This window comes from Streptomyces sp. Q6 (assembly GCF_036967205.1).
Lineage (GTDB): Bacteria > Actinomycetota > Actinomycetes > Streptomycetales > Streptomycetaceae > Streptomyces > Streptomyces citrinus.
On the sequence record NZ_CP146022.1, the window covers coordinates 4,945,198 to 4,971,849 of the forward strand.

The 26,652-nt window shown below is 72.0% G+C and carries 20 protein-coding genes, 1 tRNA gene and 2 pseudogenes; 11 read left to right on the top strand and 12 right to left on the bottom strand.

The features are described 5' to 3' along the window. Positions 1–19: 19 nt before the first annotated feature. Positions 20–2,755 carry a phosphoenolpyruvate carboxylase gene (gene ppc, locus V2W30_RS23235; RefSeq protein WP_338699388.1) on the top strand — a complete coding sequence of 912 codons (2,736 nt, stop codon included), beginning with the start codon at positions 20–22 and terminating at the stop codon, positions 2,753–2,755. 22 nt (positions 2,756–2,777) lie between these two features. On the opposite strand, the gene V2W30_RS23240 is transcribed toward ppc, so the two are convergent. The 6 genes from V2W30_RS23240 to V2W30_RS23265 form a co-directional block, all read right to left on the bottom strand. After that, positions 2,778–3,236 carry a hypothetical protein gene (locus V2W30_RS23240; RefSeq protein WP_338699389.1) on the bottom strand — a complete coding sequence of 153 codons (459 nt, stop codon included), beginning with the start codon at positions 3,234–3,236 and terminating at the stop codon, positions 2,778–2,780. A gap of 93 nt (positions 3,237–3,329) precedes the next feature. Then, on the bottom strand, positions 3,330–3,923 hold the full coding sequence (gene pth, locus V2W30_RS23245) for an aminoacyl-tRNA hydrolase (RefSeq protein WP_338699391.1): 594 nt from the start codon (positions 3,921–3,923) through the stop codon (positions 3,330–3,332). A gap of 79 nt (positions 3,924–4,002) precedes the next feature. Then, positions 4,003–4,587 (bottom strand): 50S ribosomal protein L25/general stress protein Ctc, encoded by a 585-nt coding sequence (locus V2W30_RS23250; RefSeq protein ID WP_338699393.1) that lies wholly within the window; start codon positions 4,585–4,587, stop codon positions 4,003–4,005. Between the two features lie 191 nt (positions 4,588–4,778). Then, on the bottom strand, positions 4,779–5,756 hold the full coding sequence (locus V2W30_RS23255) for a ribose-phosphate diphosphokinase (RefSeq protein ID WP_338699395.1): 978 nt from the start codon (positions 5,754–5,756) through the stop codon (positions 4,779–4,781). A 130-nt stretch (positions 5,757–5,886) separates the two neighbouring features. Beyond that, positions 5,887–7,335 carry a bifunctional UDP-N-acetylglucosamine diphosphorylase/glucosamine-1-phosphate N-acetyltransferase GlmU gene (gene glmU / locus V2W30_RS23260; RefSeq protein WP_338699397.1) on the bottom strand — a complete coding sequence of 483 codons (1,449 nt, stop codon included), beginning with the start codon at positions 7,333–7,335 and terminating at the stop codon, positions 5,887–5,889. Positions 7,336–7,458: 123 nt separating this feature from the next. After that, positions 7,459–7,530 (bottom strand) — tRNA-Gln (locus tag V2W30_RS23265). Positions 7,531–7,796: 266 nt separating this feature from the next. Between V2W30_RS23265 and V2W30_RS23270 the strand changes: the two genes are divergently transcribed. Further along, positions 7,797–9,113 carry a sensor histidine kinase gene (locus V2W30_RS23270; protein ID WP_338699399.1) on the top strand — a complete coding sequence of 439 codons (1,317 nt, stop codon included), beginning with the start codon at positions 7,797–7,799 and terminating at the stop codon, positions 9,111–9,113. A 68-nt stretch (positions 9,114–9,181) separates the two neighbouring features. Here the strand turns inward: V2W30_RS23270 and V2W30_RS23275 are convergent, their stop codons facing one another. Together V2W30_RS23275 and V2W30_RS23280 are read right to left on the bottom strand one after the other, a co-directional pair. Continuing rightward, positions 9,182–9,688 carry an SUKH-3 domain-containing protein gene (locus V2W30_RS23275; protein WP_338699401.1) on the bottom strand — a complete coding sequence of 169 codons (507 nt, stop codon included), beginning with the start codon at positions 9,686–9,688 and terminating at the stop codon, positions 9,182–9,184. Continuing rightward, entirely contained in the window at positions 9,688–10,263 is a 576-nt protein-coding gene (locus V2W30_RS23280) for a YwqJ-related putative deaminase (RefSeq protein ID WP_338699403.1), read from the bottom strand. Before V2W30_RS23280 ends, V2W30_RS23275 begins: the two co-directional genes overlap by 1 nt. Positions 10,264–10,492: 229 nt before the next feature. Between V2W30_RS23280 and V2W30_RS23285 the strand changes: the two genes are divergently transcribed. The 5 genes and pseudogenes from V2W30_RS23285 to def all read left to right on the top strand — a co-directional run bounded on the left by V2W30_RS23285 (position 10,493) and on the right by def (position 16,777). Then, positions 10,493–11,485 (top strand): SMI1/KNR4 family protein, encoded by a 993-nt coding sequence (locus tag V2W30_RS23285; protein ID WP_338699405.1) that lies wholly within the window; start codon positions 10,493–10,495, stop codon positions 11,483–11,485. A 7-nt stretch (positions 11,486–11,492) separates the two neighbouring features. Then, positions 11,493–13,981, top strand: a pseudogene (locus V2W30_RS23290) (SUKH-4 family immunity protein). Positions 13,982–14,050: 69 nt separating this feature from the next. Next, positions 14,051–15,037, top strand: a complete 987-nt coding sequence (locus tag V2W30_RS23295; protein WP_338699407.1) for an LCP family protein — start codon at positions 14,051–14,053, stop codon at positions 15,035–15,037. Positions 15,038–15,177: 140 nt separating this feature from the next. Then, positions 15,178–16,079 (top strand): annotated as a pseudogene (locus V2W30_RS23300) (cellulose-binding protein). A 95-nt stretch (positions 16,080–16,174) separates the two neighbouring features. Beyond that, complete coding sequence (def, locus tag V2W30_RS23305; protein WP_338699408.1) at positions 16,175–16,777, top strand: peptide deformylase; 603 nt, start codon at positions 16,175–16,177, stop codon at positions 16,775–16,777. 1 nt (position 16,778) lies between these two features. Here def and V2W30_RS23310 read toward each other — a convergent pair whose 3' ends face one another. Beyond that, on the bottom strand, positions 16,779–17,525 hold the full coding sequence (locus tag V2W30_RS23310; protein ID WP_338699410.1) for a phosphotransferase: 747 nt from the start codon (positions 17,523–17,525) through the stop codon (positions 16,779–16,781). Positions 17,526–17,927: 402 nt separating this feature from the next. On the opposite strand from V2W30_RS23310, the gene V2W30_RS23315 reads away from it, so the two are divergent. After that, the gene (locus V2W30_RS23315) at positions 17,928–18,755 is read left to right on the top strand and encodes a GNAT family N-acetyltransferase (RefSeq protein ID WP_338699412.1); all 828 of its coding nucleotides are present in this window, start codon (positions 17,928–17,930) and stop codon (positions 18,753–18,755) included. A 2-nt stretch (positions 18,756–18,757) separates the two neighbouring features. Next, positions 18,758–18,982 carry a translation initiation factor IF-1 gene (infA, locus tag V2W30_RS23320; protein ID WP_338703732.1) on the top strand — a complete coding sequence of 75 codons (225 nt, stop codon included), beginning with the start codon at positions 18,758–18,760 and terminating at the stop codon, positions 18,980–18,982. Here the strand turns inward: infA and V2W30_RS23325 are convergent. From V2W30_RS23325 to V2W30_RS23335, 3 genes are all read right to left on the bottom strand, one after another. Continuing rightward, positions 18,930–20,612, bottom strand: coding sequence for a cation acetate symporter (locus V2W30_RS23325; protein WP_338699414.1), 1,683 nt, complete (start codon positions 20,610–20,612; stop codon positions 18,930–18,932). The two genes, infA and V2W30_RS23325, sit on opposite strands and share 53 nt — an antisense overlap. Continuing rightward, positions 20,609–21,004 carry a DUF485 domain-containing protein gene (locus tag V2W30_RS23330; RefSeq protein ID WP_338699416.1) on the bottom strand — a complete coding sequence of 132 codons (396 nt, stop codon included), beginning with the start codon at positions 21,002–21,004 and terminating at the stop codon, positions 20,609–20,611. Before V2W30_RS23330 ends, V2W30_RS23325 begins: the two co-directional genes overlap by 4 nt. A 120-nt stretch (positions 21,005–21,124) precedes the next feature. Next, positions 21,125–22,711, bottom strand: a complete 1,587-nt coding sequence (locus tag V2W30_RS23335; RefSeq protein WP_338699418.1) for an MFS transporter — start codon at positions 22,709–22,711, stop codon at positions 21,125–21,127. 296 nt (positions 22,712–23,007) lie between these two features. Between V2W30_RS23335 and V2W30_RS23340 the strand changes: the two genes are divergently transcribed. Together V2W30_RS23340 and V2W30_RS23345 are read left to right on the top strand one after the other, a co-directional pair. Beyond that, positions 23,008–23,796: an ABC transporter ATP-binding protein gene (locus V2W30_RS23340; RefSeq protein ID WP_338699420.1), complete on the top strand. Its 789-nt coding sequence runs from the start codon at positions 23,008–23,010 to the stop codon at positions 23,794–23,796. After that, the gene (locus V2W30_RS23345; RefSeq protein WP_338699422.1) at positions 23,793–26,378 is read left to right on the top strand and encodes an ABC transporter permease; all 2,586 of its coding nucleotides are present in this window, start codon (positions 23,793–23,795) and stop codon (positions 26,376–26,378) included. Before V2W30_RS23340 ends, V2W30_RS23345 begins: the two co-directional genes overlap by 4 nt. Positions 26,379–26,652 lie beyond the last annotated feature (274 nt).

A 26,652-nucleotide genomic window follows, 5' to 3' on the forward strand; every position in this document is an offset into this window, starting at 1 on the left:
ACTGCAAGGAGCCGCACCTGTGAGCAGTGCCGATCAGACCGCAACGACGAGCACCAGTGCCGAACTGCGCGCCGATATCCGCCGCCTCGGAGACCTCCTGGGCGAGACCCTGGTCCGCCAGGAAGGCCCTGAGCTGCTGGAACTCGTGGAGAAGGTACGCCGCCTGACTCGCGAGGACGGTGAGGCCGCCGCCGAGCTGCTGCGCGGAACCGAGCTGGAGACCGCGGCCAAGCTCGTCCGCGCCTTCTCCACGTACTTCCACCTGGCCAACGTCACGGAGCAGGTGCACCGCGGCCGCGAGCTGCGCGCCAAGCGTGCCGCCGAGGGCGGTCTGCTCGCCCGCACCGCGGACCGTCTCAAGGACGCCGACCCGGACCACCTGCGCGAGACCGTCCAGCATCTGAACGTCCGCCCCGTCTTCACCGCCCACCCGACGGAGGCGGCCCGCCGCTCCGTCCTCGGCAAGCTGCGCCGGATCGCGGAGCTCCTGGAGACGCCCGTCCTGGAGACCGACCGCCGCCGCTACGACACCCGCCTCGCCGAGAACATCGACCTGGTGTGGCAGACCGACGAGCTGCGCGTGGTGCGCCCCGAGGTCACCGACGAGTCGCGGAACGCGATCTACTACCTCGACGAGCTGCACGCCGGCGCCGTCGGTGACGTTCTGGAGGACCTCACCGCCGAGCTGGAGCGGGTCGGTGTGACCCTCCCCGAGGAGTCCCGCCCGCTGACCTTCGGCACCTGGATCGGCGGCGACCGCGACGGCAACCCGAACGTGACGCCGCAGGTCACCTGGGACGTGCTGATCCTCCAGCACGAGCACGGCATCAACGACGCGCTCGACATGATCGACGAGCTGCGCGGCTTCCTGTCGAACTCCATCCGGTACACCGGCGCCACCGAGGAGCTGCTCACCTCGCTCCAGAGCGACCTGGAGCGCCTCCCGGAGATCAGCCCCCGCTACAAGCGGCTGAACGCCGAGGAGCCCTACCGGCTCAAGGCCACCGCCATCCGGCAGAAGCTGGAGAACACCAAGGAGCGCCTCGCGCGCAGCACCCCGCACGTCGAGGGCCGCGACTACCTCGGCACCGCCGAGCTCCTGCACGACCTGACGCTGATCCAGACCTCGCTGCGCGAGCACCGCGGCGGCCTGTTCGCCGAAGGGCGCATGAACCGTACGATCCGTACGCTCGCGGCCTTCGGTCTTCAGCTCGCCACGATGGACGTGCGCGAGCACGCCGACGCCCACCACCACGCCCTCGGCCAGCTCTTCGACCGGCTCGGCGAGGAGTCCTGGCGCTACGCGGACATGCCCCGCGACTACCGCGGCAAGCTGCTCGCCAAGGAGCTGCGCTCGCGCCGCCCGCTGGCTCCCACCCCGGCACCGCTCGACGCCGCCGGCGAGAAGACGCTCGGCGTCTTCCACACGGTCAAGAAGGCCCTGGACGTGTTCGGGCCCGAGGTCATCGAGTCGTACATCATCTCGATGTGCCAGGGCGCCGACGACGTGTTCGCCGCCGCCGTCCTCGCCCGCGAGGCGGGTCTCATCGACCTGCACGCCGGCTGGGCGAAGATCGGCATCGTGCCGCTCCTGGAGACGACGGACGAGCTCAAGGCCGCCGACACGATCCTGGAGGACATGCTCTCCGACCCGTCCTACCGGCGCCTGGTCGCGCTGAACGGGGACGTCCAGGAGGTCATGCTCGGCTACTCCGACTCCTCGAAGTTCGGCGGCATCACCACCTCGCAGTGGGAGATCCACCGGGCGCAGCGCCGACTGCGTGACGTCGCCCACCGCTACGGCGTGCGCCTGCGCCTCTTCCACGGCCGCGGCGGCACCGTCGGCCGCGGCGGCGGCCCCTCGCACGACGCGATCCTCGCCCAGCCGTGGGGAACGCTGGAGGGCGAGATCAAGGTGACCGAGCAGGGCGAGGTCATCTCCGACAAGTACCTGGTGCCGTCGCTGGCCAGGGAGAACCTCGAACTGACCGTCGCCGCGACGTTGCAGGCCTCCGCCCTGCACACCGCGCCCCGCCAGTCCGACGAGGCCCTCGCCCGCTGGGACGCCGCCATGGACGTGGTGAGCGACGCGGCGCACGCCGCCTACCGCAAGCTCGTCGAGGACCCGGACCTGTCGCCGTACTTCCTCGCGTCGACGCCCGTGGACCAGCTCGCCGACCTCCACCTCGGCTCGCGGCCCTCCCGCCGCCCCGGCTCCGACGCCTCCCTCGACGGCCTGCGGGCCATCCCGTGGGTGTTCGGCTGGACGCAGTCGCGGCAGATCGTGCCCGGCTGGTTCGGTGTCGGCTCCGGCCTCAAGGCGCTGCGCGAGGCGGGCCTGGACACGGTGCTCGACGAGATGCACCAGCGCTGGCACTTCTTCCAGAACTTCATCTCGAACGTGGAGATGACCCTGGCCAAGACGGACCTGCGCATCGCCCGGCACTACGTGGACACGCTCGTCCCCGAGAACCTCAAGCACGTCTTCACCGACATCGAGGCCGAGCACGCGCTGACCGTCGCCGAGGTGCTGCGCATCACCGGCGAGACCGAGCTGCTCGGCACCCAGCCCGTGCTCCAGCAGACCTTCGCGATCCGGGACGCCTACCTCGACCCGATCTCGTACCTCCAGGTCGCCCTGCTCAAGCGGCAGCGCGACGCGGCCGCCGCCGGCGAGGAGCCCGACCCGACGCTCAGCCGCGCCCTCCTGCTCACCGTGAACGGTGTGGCGGCGGGCCTGCGCAACACCGGCTGACCCACCGGAAGAACCAGCGGAGCTAGAAGACGCTGACGGCGGCCCAGGCCGCCGTCAGCAGAACGAAACCGGCGCCTCCCGTGATCCACGCGAGGCGCCGGTTCCGTATGCCTCCCGCGATCACCACCGACGTGAGCAGCAGCGCGCCGCCCAGCGGCACCCACGCGTGCAGGAACCCGGCGGTCCCCGCGCGCACGGCCGTCGTCGAACTCGGCTTGAGGACGACAGGGAGGCGCGCGCCCTTCTTCTCCCCGATCGAGCGGTCGATCGTCACGCTCGGATGCCGTACGGCGGTGGGGGACCCGGGGGCGAACGGGCCCGTGCAGACCTCGTCCGTGCACCGCGACACCGTCATGGTGCCGCGCTCGCGCCCGGTCGGGAACATCACGTGCTGCGCCGCGCCCCACGACGCCCAGACACCGGCGATCAGCAGCAGCGCGGCCAGCACGGCCGTCGCGAACAGACGGGCAACAGGCACCATGGCCGGGATCCTTGGTCATGACCCCGCGTACGGTCAACTCGCGCCGGAGGCATATCCGTACAGGTCAGCAGTTGTACGGTCAGGTCCGCGCGGTCAGGAGTTGTACGAGGACTGCGCGCGCTCCAGGCCCTCGGTCACCAGCGCCTCGACCGCGTCGGCGGCCCGGTCGACGAAGTAGTCGAGCTCCTTGCGCTCGGCCGACGAGAAGTCCTTCAGGACGAAGTCCGCCACCTGCATGCGCCCCGGCGGCCGGCCGATCCCGAACCGCACCCGGTGGTAGTCCGGGCCCATCGCTTTGGTGATCGACTTCAGACCGTTGTGGCCGTTGTCGCCGCCGCCCAGCTTCAGACGCAGCACCCCGTAGTCGATGTCCAGCTCGTCGTGCACGGCCACGATGTGGGAGAGCGGCACCTTGTAGAAGTCCCGCAGCGCCGTGACCGGGCCGCCGGAAACGTTCATGAACGACATCGGCTTGGCGAGGATCACACGGCGGTTCGCCGGTCCCGGAGGACCGATCCGGCCCTCGACGACCTGCGCCTGGCCCTTCGTGGCCCGCTTGAACTTGGCACCCATGCGCCGGGCCAGCAGGTCGGCCACCATGAAGCCGACGTTGTGCCGGTTCATCGCGTACTCGGGACCGGGGTTGCCCAGCCCGGCGATCAGCCAGGGAGCGTTCTCGTCGGACATGTGCCTTCCTTGGGGAAAGAGCGGTACGGGGTGGCGGGCCGAGCCCACCACCCCGTACACCGGGTCGACTACGGAAGGCTCAGGCCTCCGCGGACTCCTCGTCGCTCGCCGCCGGGGCCTCCTCGGCCTGCGCGGAGAGGACCTGGAGGACGACGGCGTCGCCGTCGATGGCCAGCGTCGTGCCGGACGGCAGGGCGATGTCCTTGGCGTGGATGGACGCACCGGCGTCCAGGCCCGCGATCGAGACGGTGACCGACTCGGGGATGTGCGTGGCCTCGGTCTCGACGGCCAGCGTGTTCAGCACGTGCTCGAGCAGGTTGCCACCCGCGGCGAGCTCGCCCTCGGTGACGATCGGGAGCTCGACGGTGACCTTCTCGCCGGTCTTCACGAGGAGCAGGTCGACGTGCTCGAGGAAGCCCTTGATGGCGTCGCGCTGGACGGCCTTCGGGATGGCGAGCTGGGTCTTGCCGTCGACGTTCAGGGACAGCAGGACGTTCGGCGTACGCAGGGCGAGCTGGAGCTCGTGGCCCGGCAGCGTGATGTGGACCGGGTCGCCACCGTGACCGTAGACAACGCCGGGAACCTTGTTCTCGCGGCGGATGCGGCGGGCGGCGCCCTTGCCGAACTCGGTGCGGGTCTCGGCGGCGAGCTTGACCTCGGACATGCTCTTCAACTCCTCGTAGAACTAAGGGGGAAATCCCAGGAAAGGGGTCACCCGGCCACGAACGGCCTGCTACGAAGAGCGCGTCGATAACGGATCGCCGCACGCATACGCGTACGGCCTCCCTCGCCGAGCAACTTCAACAGATTACCCGGTGAGGAAGGCCGTACCCAAATGGATCTTCTACTTCAGGATCAGGCTTCGCCCTCGAAGAGGCTGGTGACGGAGCCGTCCTCGAAGACCTCGCGCACCGCGGAGGCGATCGTCGGGGCGATCGACAGGACCGTGATCTTGTCGAGCTCCAGCTCGTTCGGCGTCGGCAGCGTGTTCGTGAAGACGAACTCGCTGACCTTCGAGTTCTTCAGCCGGTCCGCGGCCGGGCCGGAGAGCACACCGTGCGTGGCCGTCACGATGACGTCCTCGGCGCCGTGCGCGAACAGCGCGTCCGCGGCGGCGCAGATCGTGCCACCGGTGTCGATCATGTCGTCGACCAGGACGCAGACGCGGCCCTTCACGTCACCGACGACCTCGTGGACGGTGACCTGGTTGGCCACGTCCTTGTCGCGACGCTTGTGCACGATCGCCAGCGGCGCGCCGAGACGGTCGCACCAGCGGTCGGCGACCCGCACGCGGCCGGCGTCCGGCGAGACGACCGTGAGCTTCTCGCGGTCCACCTTCGCGCCCACGTAGTCCGCCAGGATCGGCAGCGCGAACAGGTGGTCCACCGGGCCGTCGAAGAAGCCCTGGATCTGGTCCGTGTGCAGGTCGACGGTGAGAATGCGGTCGGCACCCGCGGTCTTCATGAGATCCGCGACCAGACGGGCCGAGATCGGTTCACGTCCACGGTGCTTCTTGTCCTGCCGCGCGTAACCGTAGAACGGCACGATCACGGTGATGGAGCGGGCCGACGCGCGCTTCAGCGCGTCGATCATGATCAACTGCTCCATGATCCACTTGTTGATCGGAGCCGTGTGGCTCTGGATCAAGAAGCAGTCGGCACCGCGAGCGGACTCCTGGTAGCGGACGTAGATCTCGCCGTTGGCGAAGTCGAACGCCTTGGTCGGGACGATCCCGACACCGAGCTGGTGCGCGATCTCCTCGGCAAGCTCGGGGTGGGCGCGGCCAGAGAAGAACATCATCTTCTTCTCGCCCTGCGTCTTAAGCCCGGTCACAGCACTAGTCTCCTCAGACGAGTTCGTCCGCCGCAGCTGCCCGCGCGTCCCTATAGCAGCGAGCCAGGCGAATCGTGAGCATCTATCACGGTACGCCGTGTCGGACGCACCTGTTTCCGGTCAGACCGCGTCAGTCAGCGGTTTCCGGTTCCCGGGAGGCCGCCTCGGCCGCCTTCGCGGCCGCGCTCCCCGGACGCTTACGGGCCACCCAACCCTCGATATTCCTTTGCTGGCCCCGGGCCACGGCCAAGGAACCGGCCGGTACGTCCTTCGTGATCACCGAGCCGGCGGCGGTGTACGCACCGTCCCCGACCGTGACAGGCGCCACAAACATGTTGTCCGAACCGGTACGGCAGTGCGACCCGATCGTGGAGTGGTGCTTGTCCTTGCCGTCGTAGTTCACGAAGACGCTCGCGGCACCGATGTTGGTGAAATCACCGATCGTCGCGTCGCCGACATAGGACAGGTGGGGGATCTTCGTGCCCTCACCGATCGTCGAGTTCTTCGTCTCGACGTACGTACCGATCTTGGACTTGAGGCCGAGACGGGTGCCGGGGCGCAGGTACGCGAAGGGGCCGACGGACGCCTGCGGGCCGATCTCGGCGCTGTTGGCCACCGTGTTGTCCACCCGGGCGCCCGCGCCCACCGTGGTGTCCGTGAGGCGCGTGTTGGGGCCGACGACCGCGCCCTCGGCGATGTGCGTCGCACCGTGGAGCTGCGTGGACGGCAGCACCGTGGCGTCCCGCTCGAAGGTGACCGTCACGTCGACGAACGTCGAGGCCGGGTCGACGATGGTCACGCCGTCCAGCATGGCCTGCTCGAGGAGCCGGTCGTTCAGGATCCGGCGGGCCTCGGAGAGCTGCACCCGGTTGTTGATCCCGGCGATCTCGCGGTGGTCGCGGGCCACGGAGGCCCCGACCCGGTGCCCGGCCTCGCGCAGGATCCCGAGGACGTCGGTGAGGTACTCCTCGCCCTGGCTGTTGTCCGTACGGACCTTCTTCAGGGCCTCGACGAGCAGGCGCCCGTCGAACGCGAAGACACCCGAGTTGATCTCGGCGATCGCGCGCTGCGCCTCGGTCGCGTCCTTGTGCTCGACGATCGCCGTCACCGCGCCCGAGGCGGCGTCGCGCACGATGCGGCCGTAGCCGGTCGCGTCCGGGACCTCGGCGGTCAGGACGGTGACCGCGTTCCCGTCGGCGGAGTGCGTCGCGGCGAGGTCGGTGAGCGTCCCGCCGGTCAGCAGCGGGGTGTCGCCGCACACGACGACGACCGTGCCGTCGACCGCGCCGTCCAGGCCCTCCAGGCCCATGCGCACGGCGTGCCCCGTGCCGTTCTGCTCGGCCTGCACCGCGGTGCGGGCCCCGGTGTCGATGGCGCCGACGTGCGCGGCGACCTGCTCGCGCTCGTGACCCACGACGACGACGAGTTCCTCGGGGCTCAATTCCCGCGCGGCGGCGAGCACATGTCCGACCAGCGAACGGCCACAGAGCTCGTGCAGGACTTTCGGGGTGGCCGACTTCATACGGGTGCCCTCACCCGCTGCGAGGACGACGACGGCGGCCGGGCGGTTGGCGCTCACGGGTGGGCCCTTCGGCTTCGGATGCTTCGTGGGGTGGACATCCGCAGGATACCGGGGGGTTCCGGGGGTGAAATGAGAGCGGGTCCCGACCGTTGCCCGGCGGGACCCGAAAGGGGGGTGAAGCTCCCCCGCCAGGACTCGAACCCGGACAGATGGCACCAAAAGCCACAGTGCTGCCAATTACACCACGGGGGATTAAAGCAGCTCGAACCAGACATTTCGTCAGGTGGTCGAGCATGCGCCCAACACTATGCCGTACCAAGCGCCTTCGACGCGACGGTACAGGTCGGCCCCTCGGCGTACGCGGATGCGCGGGCGACCGCGACGGGCGGCCCGGCGTCCGGCTCGGCAGTTCACGCGATACCGGTGGGTTTCGCTTCCGTTCGATTCCGGGGTGTGGTGTAGGCCAGTAAGTAAAACTCGACGGAAATCGGGCGGGGGGCGCCCGTAGGCTGGGAGGTATGACCACGACGGGGGAAGTTCACCGAGCCGCGGCCGGGGGGCCGTGGTGGTGGGAGCGGCGGCGTGCCGCCGTGTTCGACGCAGGGCTCGCGGTGGCGTCTGCCGTCGAGTGCGCGGTGGAGGGGGTGCCGTTCGCGCACAAGGCCGGGCTGCCGGTCTGGCTGGGGGTCGTCTTCGGGGTGCTCACGGGCGCGACGCTCGTGCTGCGCCGGCGCTGGCCGATCGCGGTGGTGCTGGTCTCGGTGGCCGTGACGCCCGCGCAGATGGGCGGGTTGCTGACGGTCGTCGGGCTGTACTCGCTGGCGGCGTCGGAGATGCCGCGGCGGATCATCGGGGCGCTCGCCGGGATGTCGTTCATGGGGACGCTGATCGTCTTCGTGGTGCGGATGCAGCAGGATTCGGCGGCGCACACGGATTCGTTCCAGGTGGCGAGCTGGGTCGTGCCGTTCCTCGTGATCATCACGGCGCTGGGGGTGACGGCCCCGCCGTTGCTGCTCGGCATGTACGTGGGTGCGCGGCGCCGGCTGATGGAGTCGCTGACGGAGCGGAACGAGTCGCTGGAGCGGGAGCTGGGGCTGCTCGCGGAGCGGGCCGAGGAGCGGGCCGAGTGGGCGCGGGGTGAGGAGCGGACCCGTATCGCGCGGGAGATGCACGACGTCGTCGCGCACCGGGTGTCGCTGATGGTGGTGCACGCGGCGGCGTTGCAGGCCGTGGCGCGGAAGGATCCCGAGAAGGCCGTGAAGAACGCCGCGCTGGTCGGGGACATGGGGCGGCAGGCGCTGACGGAGCTGCGGGAGATGCTCGGGGTGCTGCGGGCCGGGGAGCCGGTTCCGGACCGTACGGCGGTGCCGTTGGCGGCGGTGGGGATGGCCGCGGCGGCCGCGGCCTCGCGGGCCGAGGAGCCGGGCGCCGAGGCGGACGGGCCGTCCCTGGCGGAGGTCGAGGAGTTGGTGGAGCAGTCGCGGGCCGCCGGGATGGTCGTCGAGATGTCCGTCGAGGGGCGGGTCAGGGCGTACGCCGCGGCGGTGGAGCAGACGGCCTACCGGGTGGTGCAGGAGGCGCTGACGAACGTGCACAAGCACGCGGCGGGCGCCAAGACGTACGTGCGGCTCGCGCATCGGGGGGTGGAGGTCGCGATGCAGGTGGAGAACGAGCCGCCGCCGGTGCTGTCCGCGGCGGGCGCGGCGGGCCTGCCGTCCGGTGGGAACGGGCTGGTGGGGATGAAGGAGCGGGTCGCCGGGCTCGGGGGTGTGTTCGTGTCGGGCCCGACGGACGCGGGTGGGTACCGGGTGTCGGCCGTGCTGCCGGCCGCGTGAGGGTGCTGCCGCGCTGAAGCCGGGGGCTCGGGGTCCCCACGCTCCGGCGCGGCAGGGCCTCGGCGGGGTCAGGTCGCCTGGAGGCGGGGCGGCCGGGTGCCTGTCAGGAGGGTGGTGAGGGCCTGGTCGATGTCGGGGCCCAGGTACCAGTCGCCGCTGTGGTCGAGGGCGTAGACACGGCCCTCGGTGTCGATCGCCAGGAGTGCCTCCGTGCCGGACTCGGCGCCGAGGGGGCTCACCTCCGTGTCGAGGGCGCGGCCCAGGTCGCCGAGGGTGCGGGCCATGTGCAGGCCGTGCAGCGGGTCCAGGTGCGGCTGGGACGGGGCGACGTGGCGGCCGGGGCCGGTCGGCGTGAGGTGCAGGCCGCCGAACTCCGCCCAGGCCTCCACGGCCGCGGGGAAGACCGCGTGCCGGTGTCCGGCCGGGGAGACGTGCGTGCGCAGCGCGTCCGCCCAGAACTCGGCCTGCTTGATGTCCCAGCGTCCGGGCTGCCAGCCGGCGGCGCGCAGGGTGGCGTCCACGGGGACGGAGAAGCGGGTGCTCGAAGTGCGGTCCACGGAAGCGGAGTCGGGCATCAGTGGGCGGCCTCGCTGTTGGTTCGGTCCGGTCCGGCGTCGGGCTGCTGCGCGGGCACCACGACGTGGACGCCGAAGTGGGCGGTCAGCGCGGCGCAGGCGCGGCAGGGGCGGGCGAAGCCGCCGTGCAGCGGGTCGCCGTCCTCACGGATGCGCCGGGTGGTGAGTTTGGCGTGCTTGAGCGCCTTGCGGGCGTCGCTCATGGTCATGGGTCTGCGTCGGCCGCGCTTGGACTTCTCGGCGCGTTCCGCGTCGACGGCGGTGAGGTGCCGGGAGATCAGGATCGCCTCGGCGCAGCGTCCGGTGAAACGGTCCCGCTGCGCGCTCGTCAGCGTATCCAGATAATCCTGGACCAACGCGTGCAGAACGGGCGGCTGTTCGCCCCGCGCGGCCGTCGACGTGAGGGTCGTGCCGCGTACCGAGAGCGCGGCGGCGACGGTCGGCAGGATGCCGTCGCGCCGGCCCCGGAGTACGGGGACGGACCCCGCGTCGGTGGCGCTCCAGCCCACGCGTGGGTCGTCGCCGTCCGGCCGGGTCTCCACGGACGCCGATGACGGTGCAATGCCGCTGTTCATGTGGTGCTTCCCCTCCTGCAATCCCCCGGGTTGCCTGCACAGAGTGCCAAATGGGACGGCGGGTGCGGTAGCCGGTACCCGTCGACACGCCCGAAGCTCGGCGCTGCGTCACGGGCGGGTGACTGCTGGTCATGGAACCGGAGGCCCGGTGACCGGTGTCCTTCCAGCGCATAGGCTGTCGGGACAGGAAGCACCAGTACCGTCAACAGCGCCGCAGGGGGCAACCGCCATGACGACAGGTCGGCTCGGGCAGCAAGCCGCGCCGCCGAACGCGGCCTACGCCGGGCAGGTCGTGCACTTCCCGGATCCGGTCCGCGCCGCTCGCCATCCCAGGGGTGTGCGGATGGACGGCGAGGGCTTTCCCGACTTCTCGGCGTACGCGCGCGCGGCGGCCGAGATCGCGGAGCCTCCGCAGGGGTTCGGTGTCGACGAACTGCGGCTCACGGACTACGTGTCGGCGAACGCCGCCCTGGCCGCGTCCGGTCATGAACTGTGGGACACGATCCCGCCGGTGGCGACGCCGCACGGCTGGACCTGGCACCACGTACGGGGTTCGCGGCGCCTCGAGTTGGTGCCGGTCGAGGTGAAGGCGTTGCTGCGCCACCACGGCGGTCTCGCCACGGCGGCCGTCGACCAGCACAAGCGGGGCACCCGGCCGCTCCAGGACACACGACCGGCGCACTTCGGTCTGCCGAAGTCCGGGGTCGCGGTGACCGAGCAGCAAGTCCTCGGCGCGGAGGAGGACTTGGGGTACCGGCTGCCCGGCGCCTACCGGTCGTTCCTGAAGGCGGGCGGCGGTTGCGCGCCCGTCGGGGCCGCGCTGGACGCCGAGTTGGGGCTCCTGGTCGACCAGCCGTTCTTCACGGTGCGCGACGAGGCGGCGGTCAACGACATCGTCTACGTCAACAAGTGTCTGCGCGATCACCTGACCAAGGACTATCTGGCGGTCGGCTTCGTGCAGGGCGGCATCCTCGCGGTGAAGGTGCGGGGCGCGGCGATCGGTTCCGTGTGGTTCTGCGCGTACGACGACGCGCGCGACGGCGGCGACACGGCGAGCTGGTCGGTGGCCGAGCGGGTGGAGCGTCTGCTGCTGCCGTGCGGCGACGACTTCGACGTGTTCCTGTCCCGACTGGCCGGTAATCCGCCGGAGTTGGAGACGGTGGCGAATCTGATGGTGGACGGCGGCTTCGCGAGCGCGGTCCCGGCCACAGGTGGGGAGTGACGCGGCGATGGTGACCTTCGCGCAGGCGCAGGAGCGCGCCGAGGAATGGATCAACGCGGACGTGCCCGCGTACCAGCACCGTGAGGTGCGGGTGCGCGAGTTCGAGCTGGGCTTCGTGGTGTGGGCCGAGGACCGGGAGAACGGGCCGGTGTCCGACGGCGGCCGCCAGCGGCTGGTCATCGCGCGGGACAGCGGCGAGGCGACCCTGTGGCCGTCGCTGCCCGTCGGTGAGGTGATCCGTCGGTACGAGGAGGAGTACGGGCTGCCGGAGCCCGCGCAGGCCGCCGCGCCGCGGCCGCCGGAGCGGGTGGACCTGAACCAGACGTCGTTCCTGCTGAGTCCGCCGGAGTGGTTGCAGGAGGCGGCGGACAAGCTGGGGATCCCGGATCGCCGCTCGTCCGAGCCGTCGTCCGCGCCGTCGCCGTCGGCTCCCGCGCCGACCCCGGCTCCGGCTCCGGCTCCCGCGCCGGCTCCCGCTCCCGTCGCGCCCGCTCCGCCGGTGGGGGCGACCCCGTGGGCCGGTACGGACACGAACGGGGCCGGGGACGAGGAGGACCGGTCGGTGCCGCTGCCCGACACCGTGTTCTCGCCGCCGCTGGCCGAGGAGACCCCGCCGCCCGGTGTGACGCCGGACGCGAAGACCGCCCTGATCTCGGGCGGCAGCCAGCTTCCGCCGACGGCCGTGTCCCCGGCGGTCGCCGGTGCGCCCGCGCCCGTCGCGCCGGTGCCGCACACGCCCCCGCCGCCCGTGAGCGCGACGCCGCCGCCCGCCGCGGGCGCGCCGCTGCCGCCTCCGGTGCCGGGTTCCGCCGTGCCGGGCACGCCGCCGCCCGGCGCCTCGTACGGATACCCGCAGGGTCCCGGGCACGACGCCTCGGGCCGGCCGCTGGCGCCCGGCGCGGGGACATCGCCGACGCCGCCACGAGCAAGGCGCAGGGTCCGCCGCGCGGTGCCCGTGGGGGCGGCGCGCAGACCCCGCCGCCGCCCGGTGCTCCCGGCACCCCCGGTGTTCCCGGTGGTCAGACGCCGCCGCCCGCCGGTCCCGCGGGCGGTTACGTCCCGACGCAGATGGTGTCCGCGCTCGGTCCCGACGGTCAGCCGGAGGTCCAGGGCGGGCCGCTGCCGCCGTCCGCGCCGAAGCCGCCGGGTGCCACGCCCCGCCGGCGCCGGGCAGCGTGCACCACGCCGCGACCATGCTGGCCGGGCCGCCGGTCGGCGGTCCCGGGCAGGCCCCGCCGCCGCCCGGACCCCCGGTGCTCCCGGCGCGCCGCAGCCGCCGTCCGCGCCCAAGCCTCCCGGCGCCACGCCCCCGCCGCCCGGCGGCGGTGTGCACCACGCCGCGACGATGCTGGCGGGTCCGGCGGTCGGCGGTCCCGGCGCCCCGGGTCCGCAGGGTCCCGGCGCCCCGCTGCCGCCCCCGCCGCCGCCCGGCGCGATGCCGCCGCCGGTCGCCGGGCAGCAGATCCCCGGGGCCCGCCCCCGGCCGCGTACGGCTACCCGCCGCAGGCGCCGCCGGTGGGTCAGCCGACCGTCGGCCCCGGCTACCAGGCCGTGCTGCGCTACCGCGCGCCCGACGGCTCCGAGCAGCAGCTCATCCGGCGCTCCGCGCCCGGTACGCCGCACCCGGAGTGGCAGATCTTCCACGAGCTGCGCGGCATGAACATCCCGCCGGACCAGGTCCTCGAACTCCACACGGAGCTGGAGTCCTGCGCGTTGCCCGGCGCGTACTGCTCCCGGATGATCCAGGAGCAGTGGCCGCAGGCGCGCATCACGTCGATCGCCCCGTACGGCGCCGATCACGCCTCGCGCCAGCAGGGCATGCGGCAACTCATCGCGCACCAGGGCGAGTTGCACCAGGTCGCCGACGGTCCGGCGCGTCCGGCGCCGGTGCGTGCGCCGCTGCCGCCCGCGCAGCCCGCGCCGCCGGTCCCGCCGGAGGTCATCGGGCAGGAGCTGGCCGCGGCGTTCGGTCCCGGTGTCTTCCGCTTCGACCAGCGGGCGGTCTCGCGCCAGGGCGTCCCGGACATCGTCGCGCACACCCTGGTCGTCGCCGGTCTCCCCGCCGATTTCGGGCCGTTCTTCTGGGCGCAGGCCCAGCCGGGCCGCCCGGTGCCGACGCTCGCCGAACTCGCGCAGGAGCGCGGGGTGCAGCCGGCGTCGGACGCGGGCTCGTACCTCGTCATGGGCAGCGACTTCGGCAAGGCGCTGTGCGTGCAGTACGGGACGGCGAACATCGTGGCCGTGCCGGTGGAGTCGGGTCCGGGCGGGGCACCCGTGCCGCCGCAGTTCGTGAACAGCGGGCTGCCCGAGTTCGCGCGGTGCCTCGCGCTGCTCGGCCGGATGTGGCGGCTGCGCTACGGCCTCAACCCGGAGCAGGCGGGCCGCTGGACCGTCGACTTCCAGGCGCAGCTCAACGCGATCGACCCGGCCGCGCTCGGCTCGCCCGAGACCTGGTGGTCGGTGCTCCTGGAGCAGATGTGGGACGGCCTGCTGTAGTCGCGTAGGAACGCATGGGTACGGGGCGCTCGACCTGCGGGATCGGTCGGGCGCCCCGATCATGCGCTCATGGCAGGCACACCGACGCAGACGAGGCCACCGAAGCGGCGGCGCTGGCCCAGGCGGGTCCTGCTGACCCTCCTGGTCGTCCTCGTCCTGCTCGTCGGCTACGGCACGGCCCTGTATTTCTGGGCGGATTCGCGGCTGCGGACCACGCAGGCCCTCACCGACTACGACGGCCGCCCGGCGGACGGCAAGGGCACCGACTGGCTGCTCGTCGGCTCGGACTCGCGCGCGGACCTGACGCCCGAACAGCGCAAAGAGCTGCATGTGGGCAATGACACGGGCCTCAACACCGACACGATCATGGTCCTGCACCACGGGGACAACGGCCCGTACCTGATCTCGATCCCGCGCGACTCGTACGTCACGATCCCCGGGCACGGCAAGAACAAGATCAACGCGGCGTTCGCGCTGGGCGGCGCTCCGCTCCTGACGCGGACCGTCGAGCAGGCGACGGGGCTGCGTATCGACCACTACGCCGAGGTCAACTTCCTGGGTCTGGTGAACGTCGTCGACGCGCTCGGCGGCGTCACCCTCTGCGTCGCCGACGGCGGGCTGCACGACGAGAAGTCCGGCGCCGACTTCGACGCGGGCTGCCAGGAGATGGACGGGGTCCAGGCCCTCCAGTACGCGCGGGCCCGCTACTCCGACCCGCGCGGCGACCTCGGGCGGGTCGAGCGGCAGCGGCAGCTCGTCGACGCGATCGCCGACAAGGCGCTCAGCCCGTCGGTCCTGATCCCGCCGTGGAAGCTGATCCCGTTCCTGAGCGCCTCGCTCGACGCGCTCACCGTCGACGAGGGCACCGGCATCGGATCGCTGGCGACGATGGGCCGCGACATGTCCCGGCTGGCGGCCACGACGACCGTCCCGGTGGCGAGCGAGCCGTACGTGTCCGGGGTCGGTGACGTCGTCCTGTGGAACGACAGCGAGGCCGAGCAGCTCTTCGCCGCCCTGCGCGACGACACCGCGATTCCGACTTTCGACGGCAATTGACGCATCCTGGACCGAGTGAGTCGGCCGGTGTTCGGCCGGTGTGTCGCGTGTGTCGGTTTGTGGACGCTTCCCTGTGATCCACAAAGATGTGCGCCAATCGCGCAGAACGTCGGGTTGGACGGGTTGGAGAGGTGATCCACATGAGCGGTGCGGGTGCATCGGCGTCGCCGTACGGATTCGTCGTCGCCAGGGGGCGCGGTGGCCGCGGTTACCGACCCGAGCAGGTGGAGGCGGTCGCCGCCGAGGTGTCGCGGGAGCGCGACGACGCGTGGGAGCGCGCGGCCCGGCTGACCGTCCTGCACAAGGAGATGGAGGCGGAGGCCGAGCGGCTGCGCGAGGTCGTCGCGCGCCTCGCCCCGCAGACGTACGACACCCTCGGCAAGCGCGCGCAGTACCTGCTCGAACTGGTGGAGGAAGAGGCGGCGGCCGTCCGGCACGCGGCGCGGGCCGAGGCGCAGGCGGCGGCCGACGCCGCCGGGCCGCGGCGCGCGAGGAGCGCGAGTCCGCCCAGGCGTACGCCGACGTCCTGCGCGCCGAGGCCGACGAGCGGGCCCGCGGCCGGGAGGACGCGGCGCGGGCCGCGGCCGACGAGATCAGGGTCGCGGCGCGCCGCGACGTGAAGGAGATGCGCGGCGAGGCGCTCGCGGCGCTGCGCGACACGCGCCGCCGCGCCGAGGGCGTCCTCGCCGAGCAGACCAAGGAGCACGCCGAGCGGATCGAGCACGCCGAGCGGGACGCGGCCGAGCAGGAGGCCGCCGTCGACGCGTGGGAGACGGCCGCCGTCGCCGAGGCCGAGGCCCGCCTCGCGGAGGCCGGACGCGCCCTCGCCGAGGCGGAGGAGGCGGCCCGGCACGGCCAGGAGGACGCGGAGGCGAGCGCCGCGGAGCTGCTGGCGCAGGCGCGGGCCCGCGAGGAGCGGATCGCCCGGGAGACCGAGCGGGTGCTCCGCGAGAACGGCGAGGCGTGGGACGAGGTGCGGGCCCACATGGACCACGTACGCAGCTCGCTCGCGGCGCTCACGGGGCGGGCGGCGGCGGAGTAGCCCCCAGGCCGCCCGTCCCGTCCCCGCTTTGCAGGGAGTGCTACTTTGCAAAGAGTTCGGTCAAGTGGCGTGCGTACAAGGGGGAGTTGAGAGGCATGGGCGAGGGGCGGCTGCTGCCGGAGGTCGAGCGCGGCGCGGTGCGGCGCATCACGGTGGTCGGCGAGCCGGTGCTGCACCGGCGGTGCGCACCGGTCACCGAGGCGCACTTCGGCACGGCCGACCTCGCGCGGCTCGTCGACGACATGTTCGCCACGAACCACGTCGCGCACGGCGCGGGCCTCGCCGCGAACCAGGTCGACGTCGACCTCCAGCTCTTCGTCTGGGACATCGAGGACGACTGGGGCGTGCGGCACGTCGGTCACATCGCGAACCCGGTCCTCGACGAGGAGCCGGTCGCCGGCCGCAGACTCGTCGAGGAGATGGAGGGCTGCCTGTCCGTCCCCGGCCCGTACAAGACCGTGCCGCGCGCCGACCACGCGGTCGTCCGCGGCCAGGACAAGGACGGCAACCCACTGGTCGTCGAGGGCCGCGGCTACTTCGCCCGCTGCCTCCTGCACGAGACGGACCACCTCCACGGCCGCCTCTACCTCGACCGTCTCGCCACACGCGAACGCCGGGACGCGCTGCGGGAGATGGAGGACCTGCGCGACGGCGTCCTCGCCCGGCGCGCGGCCATGGCGGAGCGACTCGGCAAGTAGGTCACAGGGACGCGGCCAGTGCCGTGCGGTGGGCGTCCACCCAGGCGCGGGCCGCGCGGATCCCGGTCACCACACCCCGCTCGCACAGCCGGAGCATCGCAGGGTCGCCCCGGTCCGCGCCCGCGTCGATGCCGCGCACGCAGCGGTCCTGCCAGTCCAGGACGGCGTCGAGGAGCGGCGCCCGGTCGGTGAGGCCGTAGGCGTCGCAGAGCAGACGCAGGCGGCGGGAGGTCTCGCGCACGTCCTCGACGGCCGGCCCCAGGTCCAGGTACTGCCAGCAGACGTGCGCGACGTCGTCGATGCGGCGGCCGGGGGCGGCCAGGTCCCAGTCGATGAAGGCCGTGGGGTGCCAAGTGCCGACGCCGGTGTCGAGGGCGTAGACCGTGTTGCGGGGGTCGAGGTCGTTGTGGCAGACGACCTCGTGGCCCGCGGCCAGTGCCGTACCCGCCGTCATGTCGTGGAACTGCCTGACCAGAACGGCCAGTTGGGTGAGGCAGTCGTCCGTGCGGGCCGACCGTCGTTCCGCGGCGGTGAGGGCCGCGCGGCCCGGCACGTAGTCGAGGATCTCCCGGCCCTCGTCGTCGACGCCGAGGAAGCGGGGCGCGCCCGGCCAGCCACGTCGCTCGAACAGGGCGAGCAACTCGTGGACGAAGGCCGAGCGGGGCGTGGATGCCCTGCGGACCGTCGCGCCCACGCGGGTCACGTGGTGGATGTGCCCGCCGGGCAGTGCCTCGCCGTCGCCGCTCACGCGGTGCGTCCCTTCCTCGAATCCCCGGAACCGGTTCCGGGCCTCAGTCGCTGGAGAAGCCCCAGAAGTACAGTTCGCTCGGGCGGCCCGCCCCATCGTGCAGGACCGCCACCCGGCCGAACCAGCGCCACGCCGCCGGTGGGCCCCGGTCCGATGCTCCATGACGCCCCGCTCCCCAACTCGGCCATGCGCGCGTGCACTTGGCGGGCGACGAACGCACAGCGAAATTCGGTTGGCCCCGCGGGCGGGGGGTGTTAGCTTTCCGGTGATCGTGAAGTCGGCCGAGGAGGTGAGTCCCGTGAACGCAGTACCGCATGGGTGCTCCCCCTGTCCTTCACGGTCGGGCGACTGACGCAGGTGTCGCCGGGAGTGCCAGGACCGCACTCCCGAAGGACGGACACCATGAACACACACACGTCAGGACCCGTACCGGAACCGGTACCCGTAGCGGCATCCGTGGCGAAAGCCGGGCCCGTCGAGGTCACGCGCGTCGCGGACGGCCAGTGGCAGGCCCGTGAGGGGGAGCTGCTCGTCGGCACCGCGGACCTCGCGCACCGGCCCGGCGGCCGGGCCTTCATCAGCGTCGACGCCTGGACCGACGAGGCGTTCGACCGGCTCGCCCGCGTCGTGCCCGCCGAGCTGCCCACCCCGCTGCACACCGTGGTCGACGAGGCCGACCACGCGCTCATCGCCCGCTGGGGGCGGGCCGGTTTCCTGCCGGGCCGCCGCGAGGGCGAGTACGTCGTCCCCACCGATCCCCGGATCACGGGACTCGGCTCCGCGCCCGTGCCGCGCGGGGTGACGATCGTGCCGTTCGGCGAGGCGGAGGACGCCCCGCTGCGCGCCCTCGACCGGGCAATCCGCGACGAGATCGCCGCCGCAGGCGGCTGGCACACCATGCCCGCCGAGGTGGTGCCGCTGCCCGACGGCGTCACCGTCGTCGACCCCGCGAAGTACGCCGTGGCCGTCCTCGACGGCCGGTACGTGGGGATGCTCAGGATCGCGCCGGTGCCGCGCAGGCCACGGATCGGGGTGCTCGCCGTCCGCGCCGACGTGCGGCGCCGCGGTATCGGGCGGGCCCTGCTCGCCGGGGCCCTCGGCGCGCTGCACGCCGCCGGTGTCCCGGACGCCTGGGCCGAGGCGCAGGAGTCCCAGCACGCCGCCGTGTCCCTCCTGGAGGGCGTCGGTGCCCGGCGGGTCGGCGGCAACGTCGAGCTGGAGCGCCGATGACCATGGGGCGCGTGGCGAAGGGCATCGAGAAGGAGGGCGTCGTCGTGGAGTGCCTGCGCGGGGCGACGTTCCGGGTGGAGATGCAGAAGGGGCACGTGGTGCTCGCGCACATCAGCGGCAAGATGCGCAAGCACCACATCAAGATCCTCCCGTACGACCGGGTCCTGGTGGAGATCAGCCCGTACGACCTGACCCGCGGCCGGATTCTCTTCCGGTACCGGTCGTAGCGGACGGCGGGGGCGGCGCCACGGGAGCCCCCGCCAGGATCCAGCCCTCCACCGCCTCGTAGAGCTGCCGCTGGGCCTGTGCCTTGCGCGGCGCGGTCAGGACCGTGCCCAGCCAGCCGAGGAAGAAGCCGAGCGGGATCGAGACCAGACCCGGCGTCGTGAACGGGAACCAGGTGAAGTCCTGGTCCGGGAAGGCCGACGCCGGGTTGCCCGACACCAGCGTGGTGCCGGTGATGAGGACCATCGAGGAGAGCGTGCCGCCGATCAGCGTGCACAGCAGTCCCGTACGGGTGTAGCGCCGCCAGAACAGGCTGTACACCAGCGCCGGGGCGAGCGCCGACGCGCCGATGCCGAGCGCGAGGAAGACCAGCGGCTGAAGGCTGCGGTGCTGGAAGTAGGTGGCGAGCGTGATGGTCACGGCGCCGACCGCGAGCGCCGAGTAGCGGGCCAGCGTCATCTCCCTGCGCGGCGTGGGCTGGGTGCGGCCCAGGTACGCGAACACGTCGTGGGCCAGGGAGTTGGCGCAGGCCAGGATCATGCCCGAGACGGACGCGAGCAGCGTGAGGAACAGCGCCGTGGTGGCCGTCGTGAACACCAGGGCGCCCACGGTGGACAGTTCGGCGCCGAACGCGGCGCGCGAGCCGAGCAGGAAGGCCGTGTTGCCCTGCGGGTCGGCCGTCGCGATCACCTTGCTGCCGACGAGCGCGGTCGCGCCGAACCCGATCACCGAGATCATCAGCGCGAACACCCCCGTCGAGGTGACCGCCCACGACATCGAGCGGCGCACCTCGCGGGCGTGCCGCGCCGTGTACATGCGCATCGTGACGTGCGGCAGGGCGGCGCCCCCGAGCATCACCGTCAGATACGAACTGATCATGTCGAGGCGGGGGCTGCCGCTGTGCACGAACTGCAGCCCCGACTTCAGATAGGCGCTGCCCGCGTCGCTGTTGGCGACCGCCGCGGCGAGCAGTGCGCCCGGGTCCCAGTCGAAGCGGCGCAGGATCAGCAGGGAGACCACGGTGCCGGAGCCGAGCAGCGTCACGATCTTGAGGATCTGGATGACGGCGGTGCCCTTCATGCCGCCGATCGTCGCGTAGCTGATCATCAGGGCGCCGACGGTGACGATGACGCCGGTCTTGAACCCGGTGCTGTCGAAGCCGAGGAGGAACCCCAACAGGTCTCCCGCGCCCGCGAGTTGGACCAGCATCATGGGCAGCAGCGCGGCGAGCGTGACCAGGCAGGACGCGAGCCGCGCGGCCCGGCCCGGCATCCGGCGGGCGAGCACGTCCCCCATGGTGAACTGGCCCGCGTTGCGCAGGGGTTCGGCCAGCAGGAACATCAGGAGCATCAGGGAGAGTGCGGTGGCCAGGGCGAGGACCACGCCGTCGTACCCGGTGAGCGCGACGACCCCGCAGGTGCCGAGGACGGTCGCGGCCGAGATGTAGTCACCGGCGATGGCGAGCCCGTTGCGCAGGGAGCCGAGCCGGCCGAAGCCGGTGTAGAACTCCGTCAGATCGTCCCGTTCGGGGCCGGTGACGATGCACAGCAGCAGGATGACCGAGCCGACACCGGTGAACGCCACCAGGGCCATCGACTCCGTCGACACGGACGTCGCGGCGAGGGGGATCATCGCGCGGCACCCCCTTGGCGGCGCAGCCGGTACGCGAGCGGGTCGACGCGGTGCCGCGCCGTGTGCTCGTACACGTAGACCGCGAAGCACGTGACGGGGAACTGGCAGAGGCCGACGAGCAGCCCGAAGGAGAGGCCGCCGGTGACCGCGCGGGTCATCAGGGACGGGGCGAACGCCGACAGGATCAGGAACGTGAGGAAGTAGCCGATCGCGGTGAGCGTCGAGACGCGGCGCTGCCAGCGGTAGGCCGTGCGCAGCAGCATCAGCTCGCCCGCGGGACCCGCCGGGCTGTCTGCCGGGCCGCGGTCCGGGTGGCGGGGGAGGCGGTGCGAGCGGGCGGTGTGCGGCGGCTGCTGCGAGAACGGCTGGTACGGCCGGTACGGCTGGGACATCCCGGGGCTCCTTGCACGGCTCGGGTCCGCCGGGGACGAGCGGACCGCAGGGAGTGTGTGTGGGGGAGCCGGAACGTTACTCGCAGGTAGTGGAGTTGGGCGAGAGTTTGAACGAACTGTTCAGTCGGTTCGCCGCTCGTTCTCTAGTGAGCGGGGTGAGTGTTGCTGGTGGGGGAGTTGTGCGTCGGATGACTTCTCGCCGGGGCGAACATCCGCTAGCGGGTCGAGGACCGGAAAGCGGCGCGGGGCCAGCGTCAGGAGGAGCAGGAGCGCGAGCGCCGCCGCGCAGGCCGCGCCGATGTAGACGGAGTCGACCGCCGCGTCGACCGCCCGGCGCACGCTGTCCGTGCCGGAGTCGCGGACCACCGAGTCGAGGTCGGCGCCGCTGCCGAGGCGGGCCGAGACGACCCCGTTGGCGACCGCGCCGAACAGGGCCGCGCCGACCGTCTGCCCGATCTGCCGGTAGAAGAGGACCGAGGCGGTGGCCGTGCCGCGCTCCGCCCAGCCGACCGTGGACTGCACGCCGACGATCAACGGGAGCTGGAAGAGGCCGAGGGCCGCGCCGAGCAGCAGGCTGAGCAGCGTGGGCTGCCAGACCGCGCCGGGGAACGGCAGCAGCGGGAAGGCGACGAGGACGGCGAGCGCCACCGTGATGCCGAGCGCGGCCGTGTCCCGGAAGCCGATCCTGCGGTAGACGTGCTGGCTCAGGGCCGCCGACACCGGCCAGCTCAGCGTCATCACGGACAGCACGAACCCGGCGGCCGTGGGCGACAGGCCGAGCACCGACTGGGCGTACGTCGGCAGGAAGGTGGTCGGCGCGACCATCAGCAGGCCGAGCGCAGCGAGCGCCAGATTGACCGCGGCGATCGTGCGCCGCCGCCACACCCACCCGGGCAGGATCGGCTCGCCCGTCTCCCACCACCGCCCCGGTGACGACGTCGCTTCGCTCCACCTCCTTTCCGCCCGCCGCTCGATGACGACGACGGCCCCGACGAGCGCGAGTCCCGTACCGAGCAGGGCGACGGAGGGCACGGAGGCCCACGCCCAGGCGACGCCGCCCTGCACCAGCCAGGTCAGCAGCACCCCGCCGGCCGCGAACACGGCGAGCGCGCCCGCCCAGTCGACGCGGAGGCGCGCGGCAGCCTCACGGCGCGGCTCGTGCAGATGCCGTACGACGAAGAAGAGCGCGACGGCGCCGATCGGCAGGTTGATCAGGAAGATCCAGCGCCAGCCGGCGGTGGAGGCGAGGATGCCGCCGAGCGCGGGGCCGAGGACGGACGACGTGGCCCACACGGTCGACAACTTCGCCTGGATCCTGGGGCGTTCCTTCAGCGGGTACAGATCGGCGGCCAGCGTCTGGACCGTGCCCTGGATCGCGCCGCCGCCCAGCCCCTGGATCACGCGGAACGCGATCAGGGCGCCCATGTTCCAGGCCGTCGCGCAGAGCAGCGAGCCCGCCAGGAACAGGGCGCAGCCCGTGATCAGGACCGGCTTGCGGCCGAGGGTGTCGGAGAGCTTGCCGTAGAGAGGCAGCGTGACCGTCACCGCGAGCAGATAGCCGGAGAACAGCCAGGAGAAGACCGAGAAGCCGCCGAGCTCGCCCACGATCTGCGGGACCGCGGTGGAGACGATGGTGGAGTCGAGCGCGGCGAGCGCCATGCACAGCATCAGCGCGGCGACGACCGCGACGTTCTTCCTGCCCGCCATTTCATTCCCCCTGCATCTATCCCCGGCCAGGAGCTTATGCGGGTGGAGGCGACCCTGAGTAGGCCTCCACCGAGGGATGGACCTCCCCTAGGGGGACCTCCGTACAACGGACCGGGGATCACTCGTCCCGCCGGAGGACGAGACGGCAGGGGGGTTCTTCCTACCGTTCAGGGGTGGGGTTTTCCCCCGGGAAAGACGGTGACTTCCACCAGCGCGCCCGAGGCCCCGCGTCACCAGACTTGAAGCAGTTCCGCAGAGCGCTGCGGACGCCGGGCAACCGACATAGGAGACGTACCGTGACAACGGCTGTGACCATTCCCAGGCACGGGGGCACTGGCGGGCGAACGGCTGTTGCCGCGAGGGCGCGACAGGTCGTCAAGGCGTACGGGTCGGGGGAGACCCGGGTCGTCGCGCTCGACCACGTCGACGTCGACATCGCGCGGGGCCAGTTCACCGCGATCATGGGCCCGTCGGGCTCGGGCAAGTCGACGCTGATGCACTGCCTCGCCGGTCTCGACACCGTCACGTCCGGCCAGATCCACCTGGACGAGACCGAGATCACCGGCCTCAAGGACAAGAAGCTCACGCAGCTGCGCCGGGACCGGATCGGCTTCATCTTCCAGGCGTTCAACCTGCTCCCCACCCTGAACGCCCTGGAGAACATCACGCTCCCGATGGACATCGCGGGCCGCAAGCCGGACGCCGCGTGGCTGCGCCAGGTCGTCGAGACCGTCGGCCTCGCCGAACGGCTCAAGCACCGGCCCACCCAGCTCTCCGGCGGCCAGCAGCAGCGCGTCGCCGTGGCCCGCGCGCTGGCCGCACGGCCCGAGATCATCTTCGGTGACGAGCCGACCGGAAACCTCGACTCCCGGGCCGGCGCCGAGGTGCTCGGCTTCCTGCGCCGCTCGGTCGACGACCTCGGCCAGACGATCGTGATGGTCACGCACGACCCGGTCGCCGCCTCGTACGCGGACCGCGTCCTGTACCTGGCCGACGGCCGCATCGTCGACGAGATGATCCGCCCGACGGCCGACGCCGTCCTCGACCGCATGAAGGACTTCGACGCACGGGGGCGCACCTCATGAGTGCCAACACCGTCATGAAGACCTCGCTGCGCAACTTCTTCGCGCACAAGGGCCGGATGGCCCTCTCAGCGGTCGCCGTGCTGCTGTCCGTCGCGTTCGTGACCGGGACGCTCGTGTTCACGGACACGATGGACAAGACCTTCGACAAGCTGTTCACGGCCACCGCGTCCGACGTCACCGTCAGCCCGAAGGACTCCGAGTCCGAGGGCAGCGCCACCGGCCGGCCCGAGTCGCTGCCGGCGTCCGTCCTGGCCACCGTGAAGCAGGCCGACGGCGTCAAGTCGGCCGAGGGCGCGGTCAGTTCGATGGACGTCACCGTCGTGAACGCCGACAACGAGAACATGGGGTCCGAGAACGGCGCCCCGACCATCGCCGGCAACTGGACCACGAACGACCTGCGGTCCATGGAGATCACCTCCGGGCACGCGCCGCGCGGCCCCACCGAGGTGATGGTCGACGCCGACACCGCGAAGAAGCACCACCTCAAAATGGGTGACGAGCTGCGCACGATCGCCGTCACCGGCGACATCAGGGCGAAGATCGTCGGTATCGCCTCCTTCACCGTCACCAACCCGGGCGCGGCCGTCGTCTACTTCGACACCGCCACCGCCCAGCGCGAACTCATCGGAAAGACCGGGCAGTTCACGCAGATCAACGTCGCCGCGGCGGCGGGCGTCTCGGACGCCGAGCTGAAGCGACACGTCACGGCCGAACTCGCGTCCTCCGGCACGTACAAGATCCAGACGCAGCAGCAGACCGCGGACGCCAACGCCTCCGACGTCGGCTCCTTCATGGACGTCATCAAGTACGCCCTGCTCGGCTTCGCCGGCATCGCCTTCCTCGTCGGCATCTTCCTGATCATCAACACGTTCTCGATGCTGGTCGCCCAGCGCACCCGCGAGATCGGCCTGATGCGCGCCATCGGCTCGTCCCGCAAGCAGGTCAACCGCTCCGTGCTCGTCGAGGCGCTGCTGCTCGGCGTCGTCGGCTCGGTGGTCGGCGTCGGCGCCGGTGTCGGCCTCGCCGTCGGCCTGATGAAGCTCATGTCCTCCATGGGCATGGACCTGTCCACCGACGACCTGACCGTGAAGTGGACGACGCCGGCGATCGGCCTGCTGCTCGGCATCGTCGTGACCGTGCTGGCCGCCTACCTGCCCGCCCGCCGGGCCGGCAAGGTCTCCCCGATGGCCGCCCTGCGCGACGCGGGCACCCCGGCCGACGTCAAGGCGGGCCCCGTCCGCGCCGCCATCGGACTCGTCCTCACGGGCGGCGGCGGCTTCGCCCTCTACCTCGCGACGCAGGCCGACAAGGCGAGCCAGGGCTCGCTGTGGCTGGGCGTCGGCATCGTCGCCTCGCTCATCGGCTTCGTCGTCGTCGGCCCGCTCCTCGCGGGCATCGTGGTCCGCGTCATCAGCGCCGTACTGCTCCGCTTCTTCGGCCCCGTGGGACGGATGGCCGAGCGCAACGCGCTGCGCAACCCGCGCCGCACCGGCGCGACCGGCGCGGCCCTGATGATCGGCCTCGCACTCGTCGCCTGCCTCTCCGTCGTCGGCTCCTCGATGGTCGCCTCGGCCACCGACCAGCTGGACAAGTCGGTCGGCGCGGACTTCATCGTCGAGGGCCAGGGCGGCATCAAGCCGCAGGCCGCGAACGCCCTGAAGGCGGTCGAGAAGGACGGCCTCGTCTCCCACGTCACCGAGGTCAAGTGGGTCAAGGCCACCGTGACCACCCCGGGCGGCGCCAAGGAGGAGCAGGAACTCTCCGCGGCCAGCCCCAGCTACACGCAGGACCTGCGGCGCGAGGCCACCTCCGGTGAGCTCTCGGCGGCGTACGGGAAGAACGCGATGTCGGTCGGCTCCGAGTTCGCGGAGCGCAACCACCTCAAGGTCGGCGACACGATGACCGTCGCCTTCGCCCACGGCTCCACGGCGAAGCTGAAGCTCGCGGCGATCACCTCGGACGACACCGCGTTCGACAAGGGCGCGATGTACACGAACATCGCGACGGCCGAGCAGTACCTGCCGAAGGACCGGGTGCCGCTGAACGGGATGATGTTCGCCAAGGCCGCCGACGGCAAGGCCGACGCCGCCTACAAGGCGCTCAAGAAGTCCGTCGCCGCCGACCCGACCGTCAAGGTCAAGGACCAGACCGACTACAAGGAGACCCTGAAGGACCAGGTCGGCCAGCTCCTGAACATGATCTACGGCCTGCTCGCGCTCGCGATCATCGTGGCGGTCCTCGGCGTGGTCAACACGCTGGCCCTCTCGGTGGTCGAGCGGACCCGCGAGATCGGCCTCATGCGGGCCATCGGCCTCTCCCGCCGCCAGCTGCGCCGCATGATCCGCCTGGAGTCGGTGGTCATCGCCCTCTTCGGCGCCCTGCTCGGCCTCGGGCTCGGCATGGGCTGGGGCGCGACCGCCCAGAAGCTCCTGGCCCTGGAGGGCCTCGGCGTCCTGGAGATCCCCTGGCCGACGATCATCGGGGTCTTCATCGCCTCGGCCTTCGTGGGCCTGTTCGCGGCGCTGATCCCGGCGTTCCGCGCGGGGCGGATGAACGTGCTGAACGCGATCGCCACGGACTGACCTCCGGCGGTACGTGACAGCCGGCACGCGACAGCTGGTACGTGACAGCCGGCACGTGACAGTCGGTACGGGGGAGTCGGTACGGGGCAGGGGCCCGGGGAGCTTGTGCTCCCGGGCCCCTGCCGCGTGCTCGGCAGGGGTGGCCGTGGCCCTCCCGCGTCCCCTCCGCCGCCCCTCTCCCGGCCGGCGCGTCCGCTCGCCGAGTCGAAGAGCGTCCGGCGTCGTACCCTGGAGAACCCCCGGCCCGTTCGACGTGTCGGGCCCTTTGCGTTGC